This window comes from Gordonia sp. YC-XJ4 (assembly GCF_059511865.1).
Genome location: NZ_CM183447.1, coordinates 1169407 through 1187495, shown reverse-complemented (window position 1 = coordinate 1187495; position 18089 = coordinate 1169407). Strand labels below are relative to the sequence as shown.

Below are 18089 nucleotides of genomic sequence, written 5' to 3'. Positions count from 1 at the left end.
GTCACCTTTCCGGCAGCCACCGGGTCCGGCTCGTCTCACGCTTGAGGTGCTGCCGGGCAAAATCTAACGAACGCGCGAGCATCGCCTGCCGTTCGGGTTTGGTCCGCGCCGAGGAGGTGGTGACCTCGAGGATCACCGCGCCGGAGAAATCACTGCGGGCGATCCGGTGACACACCTGCGCACACGGCTGGGTCCCGTCTCCGGGGATCAGGTGCTCGTCGGTGGCCGCCCCGGATCCGTCGGCGAGATGCAGGTGCGTCAGATGGGTGCCCATCCGCTCGTACAGGGCGACGGCGTCGGTGCCCGCGGTCGCGGTGTGCGAGAGGTCGAGGGTGTAGTGGTCGTAACCGTCGTCGGTGGGGTCGATGGACTTGCCGAACGCCGACACCGCTGGGCCGGGTGTACCGCCGCGGCGGGTGAGCCGACGCGCGGAGCGTTCACCGGCCCCGAAGACGCGGTCGGCGCGCATCGGGAACATGTTCTCGACCGCGATCGAGACGTCCGATTCCGACAACTCCCCCACCAGATCGTCGAAGCCCTCGACGTAGGCACGCTGCCAGCGAAACGGTGGATGGACGACGACGGTGGCGGCACCGAGCGCCTCGGCGGCGTGCGCGGCGCGCGCGAGCTTCTTGAGTGGATCGCGTCCCCACACCCGCTGGGTGATGAGCAGGCACGGCGCGTGGATCGACAGCACCGGCACCTGATACCGCTCGGAGAGGTGCTCGACATGCCGGATGTCCTGGCTGACCGGATCACCCCACACCATCAGCTCCACCCCGTCGAAGCCCAGGTCGGCGGCGTAGGCGAAGGCCGCCTCGGTGTTCTGCGGGTAGACCGATGCCGTGGAGAGTCCGATCGGGATCTCCCCGGCCACCGTCGAGGGACCGAGGGCTTCGCGTGACTCGCTCACGTCGACAACAGCACGAGCGGGCCGATCGTGACGATCAGCCCGACGGCGAGCGCGAGCAAGGTGGTGATCAGATCCGACGTCCGGCGCACCAGATGGGTGAACGTGACGATGCCGAAGATCACCAGCACCGCGAGCACCAACGCGAAGTACGGATTCCACTTCCACAGCTCGGTGAAGCCCCAGAACAGACCCACGCCGATGGCCAGCCCGGCGATGACCTCGGCGATCACCGCGAGCCACGCCAACACCGGCTTGCGATCGGCCCACGACTCACGCCCATCAGCCTTGGCGGGCTTGACTTTTCGCGCCTTGCGCGCCTTCGAGGCGCGATCTCGGGTCTCCGGGTCGGCGGTCGCGTCGGCGACGGGTCCACGCTCGGCGGGGTCGGCGTCGGTGGGGTCGGCGTCGGCATGGTCGGCGTCGGCATGGTCGGCGTCGGCATGGTCGTCGAGGACGTTCGCGGCGACGGTCTCGGCGGGCTCGTCGGTGGAGTCGGTGTCGCGCCGGGCCCGACGGCTCGCGGCGACCAATCCACCGAGTCCGGCGGCCGCGGCCACCGTGCCTGCGGCGCCGGCAGCCGAGTCGTCGTGGCCCGCCACATCGCGGTGCGACTCATCGTGGTGCGACTCATCGCGGTGCGGTTCGGGCTCGTCGTCGGGGTCGAGGACGTTCGCGGCGACGGTCGCGGCGGGCTCGTGATCGGCCTGATCGAACGGCCCGTGCTCGGCGCCGAATGACCCGCTGGGCGCGGCCAGGTCGGCGCCCTCGACGTCGTCGGCGTCGAGAATGTGCACATCGTCGCCGACCTCGCTGTCGTCGACGATCGGGATGATGCCGGTGACGGCGTCGGCGGCGACGTCGTCGGGCTGGTGGGTGATACCTGCGCGAGTCCCGGTGCCGGCGGACTCGTCGGTGTCGGCGGCTGCCATACCTGCCGCGGCCGCAACCGCGGTAGCCGCACCCGCTGCGGCAGCGCTTGCTGCTGCGGTGTCCTGTTTCTTGCCGCGGCCGAACCAGCGGCGCTTCTTCTTCGGCTCCTCCTCGGCGTGCTCGACGTCGGCGAACGATCGATAGGCCTCGAAGTCCTCGTCGAAGACCTCCTCGAACCGGCCGCTGCGGGGCGCTGCGTCCTCGGTGTCGGCGGCTGCGTCGGCATCGTCGACGAGCGGGATGATGCCGGTGACCGCGTTCGCAGTGGCCGGGTCGTGGCTGGTCGGATCGGGGCCACCGGCGTCCGAACCGGCGGCGGCCGTATCGGCGGCGGCCGAGGCGGGATCGGCCGGCTGGTCCCGCAATCGACGCGATACGTCACCGGAAGTGAAGTCCCGGGTCGGGGGCGGAGCAAAGCTCGGCATGCCACTCGCCGCTTCCGAACTCGCGCCACGACTGACCCGCGGGCCGGGCTCGGTGACCGGCCCGGTCGCCGGGCCTCGTGCGGCGAGGGGATTCTGCGACCGGGGGAACGCGCCCGACGTCGGTGACGGTGACCAGGGTGCTGTCTCCGGGCCGTCCGGCGTGGGGGCGCTCGGTGCGGGCGCACTCGCGGCGGGGGTGGCCGGGGTAGCAGTAGACGGGGTAGCAGGGCTCGGGGTAGGAGTGGTCGGAGCTGGGGTGCCGGCGGTGTCGGGAGTCGTACCGGGGGTGTCAGAAGCGGCAGGTCCCTCGACCCGGGGGATCTCACCGGTCAGCTCGGACACCGAGACGGCACCGGCACGCCCCGCGCGCCGACGTCCACGGTCCCGGCGCGAGCCGGTTGTCGCGTCCGCCGCATCGGCGGCCTGCGTGCGGGCGAGCAGCTCCGACACCGAGATGGGCCGGGAGTCGGTCGCCCCGTCGGGGTCGCTGCCACCGGGGTTGCGGCCGCCGGGCTCGTTACCGCCGGGTGTGTTCGCCATCGAAGTGCGCTCTCCGTCCTCACCAATCTCGCCGCGCCGCCGGGAGTGGCGGTACGGCGACTCGCGTCGTTCGCGTGTCAGTGGACGTCGCGTGCACCGATGCCTGATGCAGCCGGATCCGAGGTGTCGGCCGGCTCCGCATCGAGGCGACGAAGGATGACCCCCTCCCGCAACGCCCACGGGCAGATTTCCAGTGTATCGACCCCGAGTCCGCGCATTGCCGCCTCGGCCACAAGTGCCCCGGCGACGAGCTGTCCGGCCCGATCGGCGCTGACGCCCTCGAGTTCGGCCCGGTCGTCTCGGGTCATGCGCGAGATGAAGGCGATGAGCTGCCGCAGTCCACCGGCGGTGAGGGTCCGCTTGACGCGGGGACCGGCCCCCGACGGGGCGGCGCCGGTCAGGCGGGCCAGGCTGCGGAAGGTCTTCGACGTGCCGACCGCGATGTCCGGCTTACCCGGTCCGAGGAGTTCCTTCGCGGCCGGCCGCATCTCGGCGTCGAGCCAATCACGCAGGACCCCGACACGGCGCCGGTCCGGCGGATCGTCGGGTAACCAGTCGCGGGTGACGCGGCCGGCACCCAGTGGCAGCGACAGCGCGACGTCGGGTTCCTCGTCGACGCCGTTCGACATCTCCAGCGAGCCCCCGCCGATGTCGAGCGCCAGGATGCGTCCGGCGCTCCAGCCGTACCAGCGGCGCACGGCCAACGACGTCAGCCGGGCCTCGTCGCGACCGGTCAGAACCTCCACCTGGACGCCGGTCTTGGCCGCGACCCGCGCGAGGACGCCGTCGGAGTTGGTGGCGTCGCGGACCGCGGAGGTCGCGAACGCCATCATCTGCTCGCAGCCGGAACTCTTGGCGATGAGGGTGAACTCCTCGATCGAGTCGACGAGCCGTTCGGCGGCACCGGCGGTGAGACGCCCGTCGGCATCGATGTGCTCGGCGAGCCGCAGCACCGCCTTCGTCGAACTCATCGGGGTCGGATGTCCTCCGCGGTGGGCATCGACCACCAGGAGATGAACTGTGTTGCTGCCCACGTCGAGGACTCCTAAACGCACGGATACACGGTAGTGCGTCGCGGGTTCGGTTGTCTGCGGCGGGTCGCTGTGGTGCGGCGATCGGGCGGTGACGGTTACCGTTGGGATGTGCCCAAGCCCAGCGCAGCCCCGCGGATGACGCCCGCTCCCGAGGTCGATCTCGATTTCCCCCGGGAATGGTACGAATTCGCCGATCCGGCCGATCCCGAACACGTCATCAACGCCGACCTCACCTGGTTGTGTTCGCACTGGACGTGCGTGTTCGGCACGCCCGCCTGCCAGGGCATCGTCGACGGCCGCGAGACCGACGGATGTTGCACGCACGGCGCGTATCTGTCGGACAAGGACGACCGCAAACGGCTGGCCAAGGGTGTGGCGATGCTGACCGCCGACGACTGGCAGTTCCACAAGAAGGGGTCGGGCAAGGATCCGCTCGGCCCCCGTGGGTATCTCGTCGAGGACGAACTCGACGACGAGCCCGCCCTGAAGACCCGCCAACACAAGGGCGCGTGCATCTTCTTGAACCGTCCGGACTTCGAGCGGGGTCCCGGCTGTGCGCTACACGCAATGGCGCTGCGGCGCGGTCTCGAACCGCTGACCGTGAAACCCGATGTGTGCTGGCAACTTCCGGTACGTCGCGAGCAGGACTGGGTGGAGCGGCCCGACGGCACCCAGATCCTCAAGACCACCATCACCGAGTACGACCGCCGCGGCTGGGGCGAGGGCGGCCACGACCTGAAGTGGTACTGCTCGGGGTCCCCCGACGCGCACGTCGGGGCGACCCAGGTGTGGCAGTCCTACGAGCCCGAACTGGTCGAGCTGATCGGCCGCCCCGCCTACGAGGCGCTCGCCGATGCGTGCCGACGCCGAAACGGACTCGGGCTCATCGCAATCCACCCGGCGACCCGGGCCGCGACCAGCCGCCGCGACACCGACATCAAGTACGAGCTACTCGACACCGACGCCGACGCCGCGGGCTGATCACGGCTCGAACTTGTAGCCCAATCCACGCACCGTCACAAGGTGTTTCGGCGAGGCCGGATCGGGTTCGATCTTCGAGCGCAGCCGCTTGACGTGGACGTCGAGGGTCTTGGTGTCCCCGACGTAGTCCGCACCCCACACGCGGTCGATCAACTGCCCGCGGGTGAGTACCCGTCCGGAGTTGCGGAGTAGGTATTCGAGGAGATCGAACTCCTTGAGCGGCAACGTGATCGACTCACCGTTGACCGCGACGGTGTGGCGTTCGACGTCCATCCGGACCGGTCCGGATTCCAGGACCGCCAAGGCGAGGTCGTCGTCGCCGACGTCTCCCCCACGACGCAGGACCGCCCGGATGCGTGCGATGAGCTCACGCGCCGAATACGGTTTGGTGACATAGTCGTCGGCACCGAGTTCGAGTCCGACGACCTTGTCGATCTCGCTGTCGCGGGCGGTCACCATGATCACCGGCACGCTCGACCGGGCGCGCAGCGATTTGCAGATCTCGGTCCCCGACACCCCGGGGAGCATGAGGTCGAGCAGGACGATGTCGGGGCTGATGCGCTCGAACACCGAGATGGCCTGTGCACCATCGTTGACGACGCTCGCCTCGAACCCCTCCTTGCGCAGGAGGAAGGCCAGCGGATCGGCCAACGACTCCTCGTCCTCGACGATCAGTACATGCGTCACTCGTGAAGCTCCTTATTTCTCAGACGTTCTCGTAGTTGCGTGGTCACGTGACTCTCGTCGTCCTCCTCCGAGGAGGTCACGCGATCTGGGGGTCGGCTCGGTGGGACTCCTTCTCGGATTCCCCGGACGCATGCGCATTCTCGGCGTCGAGGTCCTGGGGAATCGAGAGGGTGAACGTCGACCCGGTACCGGGTTGACTCCACAGGTTGATGGTGCCGTCGTGGGTGGCCGCAACGTGTTTGACGATCGCCAGGCCCAGACCGGTGCCGCCGGTCAGACGCGACCGCGCCTTGTCGACGCGGAAGAAACGTTCGAAGACGCGCTGTTGATCGGACGGGTTGATGCCGATGCCGCGGTCGGTGACCGCGATCGACACCATCGGCACCCCGGCCGAGGTCGTGACGCGCCGGCTCACCGAGACGGTCGTGTTCTCCGGCGAGTAGGCGATGGCGTTGACGATCAGGTTGCTCAACGCGGTCAGCAGCAGCATCCGATCGCCGCGCACCCAGGTGTGGATGGGCTCGTCGGCGCGCAGGACGATGTTGGCGGCCTCGGCGCTCACCGCGGCCCCGTCGATGGCGGAGTCGATGAGCTCGTCGACGTCGACGGCCGCGAAATGCGGTTTCTCGCCGCCCTCGAGTCGGGACAGCGCAATCAGTTCGGACACCATGTTGCCCATCCGGGTGGCCTCGGCGACGACGCGGTGCCCGAAGTGTTCGACGGATTCGGCGTCGTCGGCGGACTCGATCAGTGCCTCGGCCAGCAGACCGATCGCGCCGACCGGGGTCTTGAGCTCGTGGGACACGTTGGCGACGAAGTCACGGCGGGTGGCCTCCACCCGCAGGTTCTCGGTGTCGTCGGTGCCGTAGATCATCGCGTAGCGCTCGTCGCCGTGATAGCCGAGCCGGGCCAAACAGCGCACCGATTCGGCGTTGCGCTTGGTGGCGCGCCCGGTGGAGAGGAATCCCAGCGTGGAGGTCGGCGGGACGAAGTCGAAGCGCGCCTGCTCGCCCGTCTCGAGGACGGTCAGCGATTGCTCCCACACCGGTTCGGCGAGCAGATGCTCGGAGACGAGCCCCAGCTCGACGGCCCGATGGTTGTAGAGCACCACGTCGCGGAACTCGTCGACGACGGCGACCGCGACCTCGGAGTTGCGGACGATGAGGCTGAGCAGCCCGGCCTTGGTCATCTGACCGTCCGGGGTGACCACGGGGAGATCGGACTCGCGCAGGGCCGCCGAATCCGGGACCTCGCGCGGACGGTCGGCGACGACGGGTGCGCCGCTGGGGATGACGTCGGAGTCGGAGTGCACGGGATCGGCGTGGACGGATGCGGCGAGATCGGACGGGGCGGCGTCGCGGGAGGATCGGCGAAACCACCGACCCCGCACGTTGCCACGACCGAGCTCGTACCCGAGCAACAACGCGAGCACAACTACCACGATGGCCCCGGCAATGAATGCAGCGGTCACACTGGCAGCTTACGGTCCCGGAAACTCCGCGAACATTCCCGACGGCACAATTCGACTTCCGTTCACGCGGTGTTCCACCGAAACGTGACCTGAGGCACCGAAATGGCCTACGGAAGGGTCTCGACCGGGATCGTCAGGGCACCACCAGGGCTCACCAGCGCAGAACCGGGGTGGCACAGGCGCATTCTCACTGCGGAACCGGTACCGCCATATCGGCGTATTCCGGATGGCGGTCGATGAAGCGCCGCACATAGGAACAGACCGGCACGACCTGCTTTCCCGCATTACGAATGTCATCGAGAACCGCTTGGACGAGCTGGCCGGCATATCCGCGCCCGGAGTAGGCCTCCGGGATGACGGTATGGGTCAACACCACCTGGTACGGCTCGGAGACGTAATCGACATATCCCACCGTGATCTCGTCACCGTCGGAGTCGGTGGTCAGGATTGCTTCGTATCGCTCGCGCGCAGCCGAATGAGCGATGCGCAGGTGCCCCGGATCTGCCATGCACCCAATGTAGCGCCTGTCACACGAGCGCCGCCATGACGATTGTGTTACAGATCACAACACGCGGCTATTTCTGTCCCTGCGCCGCGACCGCTGCCGCACCCGCCGCGGCGGCCTCAGGGTCCAGATAAGTGCCCCCGGGATTGAGCGGCTTGAGGTTCTCGTCGAGGTCGTAGCGCAGCGGATTGCCCGTCGGGATGTTGAGACCGGCGATGTCGGCGTCGGAGATCCCGTCGAGGTACTTGACCAGTGCGCGCAGCGAATTACCGTGCGCCGCAATGAGAACGGTCTTGCCGGCGGTGATGTCGGCGGCGATGGTCTCGGTGAAATACGGGATCAGCCGCTCGACGACGTCCTTGAGGCATTCGGTCAGCGGCACCTCGGCGAGGTCGGCGTACCGCGGATCGTGGGTCTGGCTGTACTCGGCGTCGGGATCGATCGGCGGCGGCGGGGTGTCGTAGCTGCGACGCCAGAGCATGAACTGCTCCTTGCCGTACTTCTCGAGGGTGTCGGCCTTGTTCAGGCCCTGCAGCGCACCGTAGTGACGTTCGTTGAGACGCCAGTCGCGGACCACCGGGATCCAGTGCCGATCGGCGGTGTCCAACGCGATCTGCGCGGTCGCAATCGCCCGGCGCAGTAGTGAGGTGTAGAGGACATCGGGCAGCAGATCATGTTCGACGAGGAGCTCCCCGGCCCGCTTCGCCTCGGCCTCGCCCTTGTCGGTGAGCGCGACGTCGACCCAGCCGGTGAACTGGTTGGACGCGTTCCACTCGCTCTCGCCGTGCCGCATCAGGATCAGGGTGCCGTTGCTCATGGTCGATAGTTTGTCACACCGGTCGGGCGGGGTCAGCGCTTGCTGGGCCGCACCGCATCGAGGCCGTCGATCGCCCAGATCGTCAGGTAGGCCAGCCCGAAGAACAGCGCGACGGCCACCGCCACACCGGTCGATTCGACGTGGGAGAACGGAGAACCCACCCATCCCAGGGTCGATCGGACGACGTATCCGGGCCGGGTCAGCAGATCCCAGGAGTTCCAGCGTTGGAAGCGGCCGATGACGACGCCGATCGCGCACAGCCCGACCGAGCACACGACGGCCAGCCAGCCGAAGATCGGGCCGAATTCCCGGCCGAGGCGCCGGTGCACCAGCAGCAACGACACCACGCCGAGGATGATGCCGGTCCACGCCGCGAAGCCGTACTGCAGGATGTGCCGCCACAGGTCATAGCCCTCGCGGAGGTGCACGAGGTCGGTGACGAGGTAGGGCGCGTTGGGCAGGAACGCCAGCCACCCGACACCGAGCGGGATCAGCCACACGCGCCGCCGGACGACGGCGAATCCGACCGCGAAGATCATCGGAATCCAGGCAAGAAACAGATTCCACACCAGAAACCGCGTCGGATAGTAGAGCGGCGTGGCCGGGTCGGTGACGCCGAGACCGACAGTCAGGGCGGTGGTGGCGATCAGCGACGCGGCGAGCACGAGGTGGCGGATGGGGATCACCGCAGCGATTGTGCCCGATGACCCGCCGGTCACCTACTTGCGCAAGTCCTTTCGTAGGATCTTGCCCGACGCCGACTTCGGGATGGCGTCGATGAACTCGACGGCGCGGACCTTCTTGTGCGGCGCGACCTTGGCGGCGACGAACTCGATCACCTCGTTCTCGTCGAGGTCGGCATCGGGCTGGGTGACCACGAACGCCTTCGGGATCTCCTCGCCGTCGTCGTCGTTGACCCCGATCACCGCGGTGTCGGCGATCTTCGGATGCGTCAACAACAACGCCTCCAACTCCGCCGGCGGCACCTGATAGCCCTTGTACTTGATCAGTTCCTTGAGCCGATCGACGATGTAGACACACCCGGTCGGGTCGACCTGCGCCATGTCTCCGGTGTGCAGATAACCCTCGGCGTCGATGGTGTCGGCGGTGGCCTGCTCGTTGTTGAGATACCCCAACATCACGTTGGGGCCCTTGACCCACAGCTCACCGGGTTCGGACAACCCTTCGGCAGGGAGCTCGATCTCCCTGCCGGTCCCCGGGTCGACGATCTTGTTCTCGGTATTCGGGATCGCCCACCCCGTCGACGACAACGGCGGCTCCTCGACACCCAGCGCCGCAGTCGTGTCGATCGGGATGAGGTGGCTGACCGGCGAAAGCTCACTCATGCCGTAGCCCTGCAACATATGCAGATCCAGACGCTTGGCCACCGCCTTGCCCAACTCGTCATCGAGCGGGGCCGCCCCCGACATCATCACCTTCAGCGACGACAGATCGTAGTTGTCGACGATCGGGTGCTTGGCCAACGCCACGGCGACCGGCGGCGCGATATAAGCGCTGGTCACCTGATACTTCTGGATGTTGTCGAGGAATTCGACGAGATCGAAGCGCGGCATGATGACCAGGCGACCACGGTTGTACAACGCCGCATTCAGCAGCACGGTCATCCCATAAATGTGGAAGAACGGCAGCACCGCGATCACCACGTCGTCGGGTGTCATCCCCTGCAACGGTTTGATCTGCGCCACGTTGGCCACCAGGTTGCGATGGCTCAGCGCAACACCTTTCGGGTTCCCGGTGGTGCCCGAACTGTAGGGCAACGCCGCGACATGGGTCGCCGGATCGAAGGTGACCTCCGGGGCAGCCAGATTCGGCGCGAGCAGATCAGCAGCGTTGGGGTGGCCGGTCGCATCCTGCCCCTCACCGTCGAGAACGATCACGTTCTCCCCGGCGATACCGACCTCGGTCGCCGCCGCGAGCGCCTGCTCGGCCATCGGCGAGATCGTGACCAGCATCTTCGCGCCCGCATCCCGAAGCTGCTTCGCGATCTCGCTCGCCGTGAACAACGCATTGATCGTCGTCGCAGTACCACCGCAACGCAGAATGCCGTGGAAGACGGTGGCGAACGCGGGGATGTTCGGTGACAGCACCCCCACGACGTCACCGACCGCGATACCGCGCGCCGCGAGCGCCCCGGCCGCCGCGTTGATCTGACCGATCAGCTGGCCGTACGTGGTCTCCGCACCCGACTTCGGATCAACCAGCGCCACCCGTTCCAGATCGGCGTCAGCGATCGACCCGAACAGAAACTCGTAGAGGCTCACATCGGGGATCTCGACATCGGGAAAAGGACTCGCGAAGCTCATGGCACCTCCGTTGGACAGGATGATCAGCGCAATCGTATCAACAGTCATTGCCACGTTGTGACGCAGACCTCGGTCGGGTATGTCGCTTTCGCCGAAGCTGGAACAGATCTCGAACGATGTTTCTGATAACGTCTGTTTCCACATTTGAATCACTCCGTGAATCGAGGCGTCATGCAGCGTGAATCAGCCATCCGTAAGGCGGTCGCGGTGGCGGCGGCAGCCGCGATCATCGCCGGTGCCGGCATGGCATCGGCGGACCCCCAACATCCAGACCCCCGGCGTGGATGACGGCGTGCCGAACTGCGCGGTGCTCAACGCACGCGCCGCCGCCGGCTACATCGGCACCGGGGCGCCACAACCCTCTCGTCCGATGGACGAGAACTTCGCCCATCCGCCTCGCGACTGGTGCAACACCGATGTCGGCTACAGTCGCTTGTCGTTCGGCCCGAAAGGCGCCACGTTCTCCGTCCCACCGACGGTGCAAGGCCTGTTCCCGTACAACAACGCCGAACTCCTCGCCAAACCCGTCTTCGAGCCGGGCCAGACGATGACGATGAGAGTGACCGGCACACAACAGATCCCGACGTGGAACGGCACCACCGGTTGGGGGATCTCGAATCGCTCCATCGATCCACTGGGCCTCGAGGTCGCGTGGTTCATGTGGAACGGTTCGGCCGGATTCATGGGCCAGGCCAGCCAGCTTCTCACCACGCCGTTGTTCCACGCCTTCGCGCAGGACATGCCGCGCGGCTTCTTCATGATGGTCAAAAAGGCCGGAACCCTGCTCCCGCAGATCGTCCTCCTCGACCCGAAACTACTTGCCAATCCGCATGATTACTCGATCAAGCTGGACAAGGAGTATGTCAACTTCTTCGTCGACGGACACAATGTCGGTACGTTCCGAGATGCTCCGATCGGTACGTGGCACGACATCTCCGGTGGCCCGGTCCCTCTTCTCGGCCAAATGTGGCTCGACTCGAGCTATTGGTTCCCGCTGCCGATCCCGGAGTTCAACGGACGTTGGCAGTCGGTCGACCTCGCCCGATACCGCCAGGGCCCCAGCGCCACCACACCACTGACCTTCTGACGCTTCTCCCGCCCGGCGAGCCTCCCATCCGGTGGTCGAGGTGCCGAGGAGCGCCAGCGACGAGCACGCGGCTCGCACCTCGACCAGCGATATATGACGTTCGGCGGTTCCCCATCCGATGGTCGAGGTGCACGGCGCCCCAGGCGCCGGGCCTCGAGACCTGTTGCACCGATGATTATCCGGGCCACCATGGGTCGAATCCAGCACTGGTGCAGTCGGTCTCGAGGCTCGCCGCACGCGGCTCGCACCTCGACCAGCGGGGAGGACCGGTCCCTCCCGGATCGCCGCCCCACCCCGCCCGTCCCACCCCGATGGTCGAGGTGCACGGCGCCCCTGGCGCCGGGCCTCGAGACCCCTTGTGCCGACGGGATTCCGGGCCTCGGACGACACGACACCTCGACCATCGGGTTGGGGATTATCTCTATGGAGTTCTCAAACAACAGATGCGGTCCCGGCCAGGCCGGGTGCGGGGGAATCAGGCTGTAGTAGAGGCGCTTCGGGTCAGGCTGCGGTGTCGTCGAGTCTCATGGTGCGTCGGTGATACGACGGCACGGGTCGTCGTTTCGGGTCGATGCTGGCGGGTGGGATCAGCCAGGGGTGTCGGTCGAATCCCATGATGATGTCCCATCCGTGGCGGTGGACATCGTCGTGGCAGCTGCTGCAGAGGAGGCATCCGTTGTCGAGGTCGGTGGGCCCGCCGTCGGCCCAGTGGTGCGCGTGGTGTGCTTGGCAGCGGCCGGCGTGTGCTCCGCATTTGATGCACCCGCGGTCACGCACCAACAACGCTTTGCGTTGTCCTGGGGTGAACAAGCGCTCTTTGAGTCCGACGTCGAGGGGTACGCCGTCGGGGTTGAGAATGATTCTGGTGATGGTGGTGTCACACGACAATAGTTTGGCGGTGGCTTCGGTGATGGCACCTATGTTCTGCAAATCGCCGCCGAGTGCGGGGTTGTCGGCTGACAAGGTCCACAACAGGCCGTTGGTGGGTTTGGCTGAGAAGGTGGTGTCGGCCAAGCCTTGTGCCGCCAACTCCACGATCGTTTCGAACGCGGCCGCGCAGATCTGTTCGGGTGTCCGCGGATCGGGGGATCCGTCGGGCTGGGGCTTGGGCGCCGACAAGGTTTCCATCAGGGTGCGTGTTTTCTCGCCGGCGACGATGTCGAGGTTCGCCGAGATCTCCAACCGTCCGTCGTCGGTGATGCGGTCGGTGTAGGAGTTGACCGACTTGTCTTCGGCAGCCGGTAACCCGCCCGGTGTGTCGGCCGCCAACTCGTTACCCAACTGCCGCGCGTAAATGTTGATCTCGGCGGGAGTGAAACCGGCGAAGTAGTGCGACAGCAGTTTCCGCAGGAACTCGCACCGTTGCACGGTGTCGAGGGGTTCGGGGGACCGGGTGTCGATGTGCGCCAACCCGCGGATGATGGCGTCGGTGTGTTCGGACGAGATGGACCCGTCAGCGGCATGCGCCAACAACAGATCGATGTCGCCGGTGGCAGCAATCCGCACGTACCGACCTGCGACGGCAGGCGCGCAACCCATGCTGATCAACAACTCTCGTAGCCGGGTGGTCTTGTGATCGGCCACTCCCAGGCGATCCATCTCACCGGTGAGGGTGGTGGCATGGTGATCAACCAGATTACGAAGCAGCAGTACTTGTTTCATCGCACCGAAGGCTTGTGGCCCGGTCATCTCCGGATTCCATTGCAGGTCGCTGAGTTGGGTGACGATGGCGGCGAAGATTGCTTCGGCGTCAACACCTTTGATGTCAAGAGCTTCGGTGGTGTCGATCATGGGCCCCTCCCCGGTGGCTGATCGGTGTGAGGGGTCCAGTGTACCTCGCCAGAGTGTTCGACGCAAGGGGTGTTTTGGCTAATTATGCTTGTGGACAACGTGTTTCGGCGCTGATTTTCTGTCGGTGGGGTGTGGTATGGGGTGTGGGTTTCGTTTGTCTTGCTTTCGATGTGGTTGGGAGGCTTGTTGTCTCACCGGGTCTCGAGGCTCGCCGCACGCGGCTCGCACCTCGACCATCGAGGGGGAACACTTTCTCGACCATCGAGGGGAAGTGCGCTCGATCATCGGGGAGGGCGGGTTGTTCAACCGTCGGGGGCAAGGGTTCTCGACCATCGAGGGGAAGATGCTCGACCATCGAGGGGAAGGGGTGCTCGTCCGCCGGAAGTAATGCGTCCGCGGCTTCACTGTGCGGACGCGGATGGTGCAGCGCGGGCGTTGACGAGTTCAGCTCGCGTTTGGCGCTGCCGGGAGCGGATGTGGTTGGGAGGCTTGTTGTCTCGCCGGGTCTCGAGGCTCGCCGCACGCGGCTCGCACCTCGACCACCGGAGGGAACTCGACCAGCGGGAATCGGGTGGAGCGGTCAGCTACCGGAGGCGTCGTCGATCACCGAGGTTTCGCCGGGAACGTACCTGTCCGGCAACGGTTCTCCGGGTTCGGGAAGTGAGTCCTTGTCGATGAGATGCTCGAAGGCGAGCAGGTTGCGCAACGACTCTCCGCGCGAAACGCGCCACGCCCATTCGCGACGGATCGAGGTGGCGAAGCCGATTTCGAGCAGAGCGTTGAAGTCGCCGTCGGCGGCCTCGAGTACCTGTCCGAGAACACGGTCCACCTCATCGGCGGTGAGCGCATCCCCGGAGATCCGGCCGATCAGGTAGATGTCGCCGATGTTGTCGATCGTGTACGCCACGCCGTAGAGCCGGCGATTGCGTTTGAGCAGGAACTTGAAGACCTCTTCGAGTTTCTCGTCGGGGTGGCGGCAGACAAATGCCTCCACCCGCACACCGTAGGTGCCCGCGGTCAGCAGCACCGTCGTCTTGAGCTTGCGCTCCCCCGGCAGCTCGAGCACGATGTGCTCGGCCTGGGCTGCGCCGGAACTCTTACGGGTGAACGGGATCTCCCGTTCGGAGAGCACCTTTTCGAGTAATTCGATGTGGTCGGTGTGACTCATCGTCTTCCTTCCGCTTCGACGGTTGTGGCCACGAGAATCTCTCGGGACACCATCACTCAGAGGGGCATCCGCGCCCGACGGCGTCGCCAGCGGCGGGTCGCCCGCACCAGTGGGGTCACCCCGACGGCCGGGACACGGTTACCCGCAAAGGATTCCATCGCTCGCGCATAACTCGCCAACAGCGCGTCGGTGGTGTGCTCCCATGAGAATTGTTCGGCATGCTCGCGTGCGCGGCGTCCCATCGCGGCCAGCTGATCGGAACTGCTGAGCATTTTCTCCAGCGCGGTCGTCCAGTCCCCGATCTGATGCCCATCCACGAGCATCCCCGACCTGCCGTCGGCCACCGCCACCCCGAGTCCGCCGACGTTGGCGGCCAACACCGGGACGCCACACGCCTGCGCCTCGATGGCGACAAGACCGAAGCTCTCCGAATAACTGGGCACCGCAACGAGATCCGATGACCGATAGACCTCCGCCAGGCGCGTCGCGGGCTGCGGCGGCAAGAACGTGACGGCGTCGGAGATGCCGAGTTCGGCGGCCAGATCGATCAGCGCGGTCGGCCGGTCGAGTCCGCTGCCCGACGGTCCGCCGACGATCAATACGTGGACCGGCCGACGGCCCGTCGCCCGCTGCCGCTCGATCAGCGGCGCCGCGGCGGCGAGCAAGACGTCGGGAGCCTTGAGCGGCTGGATACGACCGACGAACGTCACGATGCTCGCCTCGGCCGGCAGTCCGAGTTCTGCGCGCGCATCGGAGCGCGAACCCGGTGTGTAGCAGTCGAGATCGGCACCGGGTGTCACGATGTCGACGCGGCCGGGGTCGGCGTCGTACATGGTGATCAGCTCGTTGCGTTCGGTGTCGGTGTTGGCCACGAGCCGATCGGCCTCCGCGACCACCTGCTGCTCGCCGATCACCCGCAACCGCGGTTCGGCCGCATCCCCTTTGGCCAGCGAGGCGTTCTTCACCGCAGCCAGCGTGTGCGCGGTATGCACCAACGGCACGCCCCACCGCTCCCGGGCGAGCCACCCCACCTGCCCCGACAACCAGTAGTGCGAATGGATCAGGTCGTAATAGCCGGGCCGCTGCATCGCCTCGGCGCGCAGCACCCCCGCGGTGAAGGCACAGAGCTGGGCGGGCAGATCCCGCTTGTCGAGCCCCTCGAACGGACCCGCCACGATGTGTCGGACGGTGATCCCGTCCGCGGCCGCCACCGTGGGGGCATCCGCCGAGGACGTCGCCCGCGTGAAGATCTCGACCTTCACCCCACGCCGGGCCAGACGCTGCGCCGTCTGCCAGACGTAGACGTTCATCCCGCCCGCGTCGCCGGTACCGGGCTGCGCCAACGGCGAGGTGTGCACCGAGATCAACGCGATGCGCCGGGGCCGTGACGAGCTCATCCCTTCAGCTTAGAGAAGCACACGGCGACGGCTCGGGTCAGCGCCCCCGTCCGGACGGCCACGACCACCCACCGTGTGTGGTCCACATGCCCCACAGTTCTCGACTCGGACGTTGACACATTGGCAAGAGTGTCTCACTATCACTACATGACGACTGCAACGTCTCACGAACCGCTTTTCCGCCTGCGCTCGGGCGCGCAATGGCGCGACCCCTTCGGCATGTATGCGCGCCTGCGTGCCGAGTCCCCGGTCCATCACGTCACCGACGACCCGTCCGGCGCGGACTTCTGGGTTCTGACCCGGCATGCGGACGTCATGGCCGCGGCCACCGACCCGACGACGTTCTCCTCGGCGGCGGGACTCACCGTCGTCGACGGTGAGATCGAGGCCATCGGCATGGCCGACAACCCACCGATGGTCATGCAGGACCCGCCCGGCCACACCGCCTTCCGCGCTCTGGTCGCGCGCGGCTTCACCCCTCGTCAGGTGCAGTCGATCCGGCCGCGGATCCACGACTTCGTGACCACCCGCCTCGACGAAATCGCCGATCACGGACCCGCCACCCCCGTCGACATCGCACACCTGCTCCTCAAACCGTTGCCGAGCATGCTGGTCGCGCATTATCTCGGTGTGCCGGAGAAGGATTGGGCACGATTCGACGAGTGGACCGAGGCCATTGTCGGCGCAGTCGGCGGGACCGCCGACCCGGGTGCGGGGACCGCGGGCGCCGCGACCGGCGAACTCCTCGGCTACTTCGCCGACCTCATCGCGCAGCGCCGCACCGAAGGCGCCACCGGCTCCGACACCGTCTCCACCCTCGTCGCCGCCGGACGCGCCGACGACGACGCCGGCCTCGTCTCGATCCTCGCGTTCGTGTTCACCATGATCGCCGGCGGCAACGACACCACGACGGGCTTGCTGGGCGGCTCGCTGGCGCTACTGTCCGAGCATCCCGATCAGCGTGCACAACTCGTCGCCGACCCCTCACTCATCGGCGACGCCGTCGAAGAGCTGCTGCGACTGACCTCCCCGGTGCAGGGGCTATGCCGCTCGACGACCCGTCCGGTGCGCTACGACACCCCCGACGGTCCGGTCGAGATCCCCGCCGGCCGCAAGGTGCTGCTCTGCTACGCCGCGGCCAACCGCGACCCGGAGGTCTTCGGCGCCGACGCCGAGGCCCTCGACGTCACGCGTCGACCGCGCGGCATCCTCACCTTCAGCCATGGCGACCACCACTGCCTCGGCGCGGCCGCCGCGCGGATGGCGGCCGACGTCACGCTCACCGAACTCCTGGCCCGGTTCCCCGAGTTCGAGGTCGATGTCGACGGAATCGAATGGGCGGCAGGACATTACGTCCGACGACCGACCTGCGTCCCGTTCCGGAGCGGCCCGGTCCACCGATGACCTCGCCCACCGACTGGCTGGCCGCCGACCGCGCCGACCTGGCGGCCACGCGCATCCTCGACACCGCCGAGTCGCTGTTCGTCGCCCGCGGGGTGGCCTCGGTGACCATGCGCGACGTGGCCGACGCGGTGGGCTGCTCGCGCGCCACCCTCTACCGCCACTTCCCCGGTCGCGACCGCCTGCTGGCCGCCTACGTCGAGCGCACGGCGACGATCATCGGCACCGACGTCGCCGAACGCATCGGCGCGGTCGGCACACCGGCCGATCGGCTGGTCGCCGCGATCGAGACCGCACTGTCCGGGGTGCGCCGGAACCCGGCTCTGTCGGCATGGTTCGACGCCGAGATGGCCGGCACGTCGACCCAGCTGGCGCTGCTCTCGCCGGCGATCGACGCCCTGGCCACCGGCATCCTCGCCCGGCTGGCACCCGAACTCGGTGACAACGAACTCGGTGACAACGAACTCCCCGACACCGACCTCTCCGATCGAGCCGGCTGGCTGGTGCGGGTGATGGTCTCCCTGCTGGCCGCCCCCGCGCCCGACGCCGACACCGAACGCGACCTGCTCACCCGCTTCGTCGTGCCGGTCGTCCTTCCTTCGCACCCTCCCGCGTAAA

At 67.1% G+C, this 18089-nt stretch carries 16 protein-coding genes; 4 read left to right on the top strand and 12 right to left on the bottom strand.

Annotated features, from left to right (window positions below; translation table 11 throughout):
* Window position 1: 1 nt before the first annotated feature.
* From AC5ZH6_RS05270 to AC5ZH6_RS05260, 3 genes are all read right to left on the bottom strand, one after another.
* Window positions 2-913, bottom strand: a complete 912-nt coding sequence (locus AC5ZH6_RS05270; RefSeq protein ID WP_006372731.1) for a sugar phosphate isomerase/epimerase family protein — start codon at window positions 911-913, stop codon at window positions 2-4.
* Window positions 910-2808: a DoxX family protein gene (locus tag AC5ZH6_RS05265; RefSeq protein WP_496168565.1), complete on the bottom strand. Its 1899-nt coding sequence runs from the start codon at window positions 2806-2808 to the stop codon at window positions 910-912. Before AC5ZH6_RS05265 ends, AC5ZH6_RS05270 begins: the two co-directional genes overlap by 4 nt.
* A gap of 77 nt (window positions 2809-2885) precedes the next feature.
* Window positions 2886-3863 carry a Ppx/GppA family phosphatase gene (locus AC5ZH6_RS05260; protein WP_014359006.1) on the bottom strand — a complete coding sequence of 326 codons (978 nt, stop codon included), beginning with the start codon at window positions 3861-3863 and terminating at the stop codon, window positions 2886-2888.
* Between the two features lie 114 nt (window positions 3864-3977).
* Here AC5ZH6_RS05260 and AC5ZH6_RS05255 point away from each other — a divergent pair, with 114 nt between their 5' ends.
* Window positions 3978-4823, top strand: coding sequence for a DUF3109 family protein (locus AC5ZH6_RS05255; protein WP_020172282.1), 846 nt, complete (start codon window positions 3978-3980; stop codon window positions 4821-4823).
* Here the strand turns inward: AC5ZH6_RS05255 and AC5ZH6_RS05250 are convergent, their stop codons facing one another.
* The 6 genes from AC5ZH6_RS05250 to AC5ZH6_RS05225 all read right to left on the bottom strand — a co-directional run bounded on the left by AC5ZH6_RS05250 (window position 4824) and on the right by AC5ZH6_RS05225 (window position 10627).
* Window positions 4824-5510: a winged helix-turn-helix domain-containing protein gene (locus AC5ZH6_RS05250; protein ID WP_006372735.1), complete on the bottom strand. Its 687-nt coding sequence runs from the start codon at window positions 5508-5510 to the stop codon at window positions 4824-4826.
* A gap of 76 nt (window positions 5511-5586) precedes the next feature.
* Entirely contained in the window at window positions 5587-6981 is a 1395-nt protein-coding gene (locus AC5ZH6_RS05245) for a sensor histidine kinase (protein WP_496168563.1), read from the bottom strand.
* Between the two features lie 187 nt (window positions 6982-7168).
* Entirely contained in the window at window positions 7169-7489 is a 321-nt protein-coding gene (locus AC5ZH6_RS05240) for a GNAT family N-acetyltransferase (RefSeq protein WP_006372737.1), read from the bottom strand.
* A 67-nt stretch (window positions 7490-7556) separates the two neighbouring features.
* Window positions 7557-8303: a phosphoglyceromutase gene (locus tag AC5ZH6_RS05235; RefSeq protein WP_079928846.1), complete on the bottom strand. Its 747-nt coding sequence runs from the start codon at window positions 8301-8303 to the stop codon at window positions 7557-7559.
* A 32-nt stretch (window positions 8304-8335) separates the two neighbouring features.
* Window positions 8336-8989, bottom strand: coding sequence for a DUF1361 domain-containing protein (locus AC5ZH6_RS05230; RefSeq protein ID WP_014359001.1), 654 nt, complete (start codon window positions 8987-8989; stop codon window positions 8336-8338).
* Window positions 8990-9022: 33 nt separating this feature from the next.
* Window positions 9023-10627, bottom strand: a complete 1605-nt coding sequence (locus AC5ZH6_RS05225) for an AMP-binding protein (protein WP_496169174.1) — start codon at window positions 10625-10627, stop codon at window positions 9023-9025.
* 280 nt (window positions 10628-10907) lie between these two features.
* Between AC5ZH6_RS05225 and AC5ZH6_RS05220 the strand changes: the two genes are divergently transcribed.
* Window positions 10908-11714, top strand: coding sequence for a hypothetical protein (locus AC5ZH6_RS05220; protein ID WP_496168561.1), 807 nt, complete (start codon window positions 10908-10910; stop codon window positions 11712-11714).
* A gap of 501 nt (window positions 11715-12215) precedes the next feature.
* Here AC5ZH6_RS05220 and AC5ZH6_RS05215 read toward each other — a convergent pair.
* From AC5ZH6_RS05215 to mshA, 3 genes are all read right to left on the bottom strand, one after another.
* The gene (locus AC5ZH6_RS05215) at window positions 12216-13505 is read right to left on the bottom strand and encodes an HNH endonuclease (protein ID WP_496168560.1); all 1290 of its coding nucleotides are present in this window, start codon (window positions 13503-13505) and stop codon (window positions 12216-12218) included.
* 580 nt (window positions 13506-14085) lie between these two features.
* Complete coding sequence (locus AC5ZH6_RS05210; RefSeq protein ID WP_006372627.1) at window positions 14086-14673, bottom strand: type III secretion system chaperone family protein; 588 nt, start codon at window positions 14671-14673, stop codon at window positions 14086-14088.
* Window positions 14674-14729: 56 nt separating this feature from the next.
* On the bottom strand, window positions 14730-16070 hold the full coding sequence (gene mshA / locus AC5ZH6_RS05205) for a D-inositol-3-phosphate glycosyltransferase (protein ID WP_020172289.1): 1341 nt from the start codon (window positions 16068-16070) through the stop codon (window positions 14730-14732).
* Between the two features lie 147 nt (window positions 16071-16217).
* On the opposite strand from mshA, the gene AC5ZH6_RS05200 reads away from it, so the two are divergent.
* Both AC5ZH6_RS05200 and AC5ZH6_RS05195 read left to right on the top strand, forming a co-directional pair.
* On the top strand, window positions 16218-17474 hold the full coding sequence (locus tag AC5ZH6_RS05200) for a cytochrome P450 (protein WP_035728819.1): 1257 nt from the start codon (window positions 16218-16220) through the stop codon (window positions 17472-17474).
* Window positions 17471-18088 carry a TetR/AcrR family transcriptional regulator gene (locus AC5ZH6_RS05195; protein WP_006372624.1) on the top strand — a complete coding sequence of 206 codons (618 nt, stop codon included), beginning with the start codon at window positions 17471-17473 and terminating at the stop codon, window positions 18086-18088. The genes AC5ZH6_RS05200 and AC5ZH6_RS05195 overlap by 4 nt, the downstream gene beginning before the upstream one ends.
* Window position 18089 lies beyond the last annotated feature (1 nt).

Bases quoted from the DNA above. Each gene is read 5' to 3' on its own strand.
- AC5ZH6_RS05265 (WP_496168565.1), bottom strand. From the start codon at position 2,808: ATGGCGAACACACCCGGCGGTAACGAGCCCGGCGGCCGCAACCCCGGT.
- AC5ZH6_RS05255 (WP_020172282.1), top strand. From the start codon at position 3,978: ATGACGCCCGCTCCCGAGGTCGATCTCGATTTCCCCCGGGAATGGTAC.
- AC5ZH6_RS05240 (WP_006372737.1), bottom strand. From the start codon at position 7,489: ATGGCAGATCCGGGGCACCTGCGCATCGCTCATTCGGCTGCGCGCGAG.
- AC5ZH6_RS05235 (WP_079928846.1), bottom strand. From the start codon at position 8,303: ATGAGCAACGGCACCCTGATCCTGATGCGGCACGGCGAGAGCGAGTGG.
- AC5ZH6_RS05225 (WP_496169174.1), bottom strand. From the start codon at position 10,627: ATGAGCTTCGCGAGTCCTTTTCCCGATGTCGAGATCCCCGATGTGAGC.
- AC5ZH6_RS05215 (WP_496168560.1), bottom strand. From the start codon at position 13,505: ATGATCGACACCACCGAAGCTCTTGACATCAAAGGTGTTGACGCCGAA.
- AC5ZH6_RS05210 (WP_006372627.1), bottom strand. From the start codon at position 14,673: ATGAGTCACACCGACCACATCGAATTACTCGAAAAGGTGCTCTCCGAA.
- mshA (WP_020172289.1), bottom strand. From the start codon at position 16,070: ATGAGCTCGTCACGGCCCCGGCGCATCGCGTTGATCTCGGTGCACACC.
- AC5ZH6_RS05200 (WP_035728819.1), top strand. From the start codon at position 16,218: ATGACGACTGCAACGTCTCACGAACCGCTTTTCCGCCTGCGCTCGGGC.
- AC5ZH6_RS05195 (WP_006372624.1), top strand. From the start codon at position 17,471: ATGACCTCGCCCACCGACTGGCTGGCCGCCGACCGCGCCGACCTGGCG.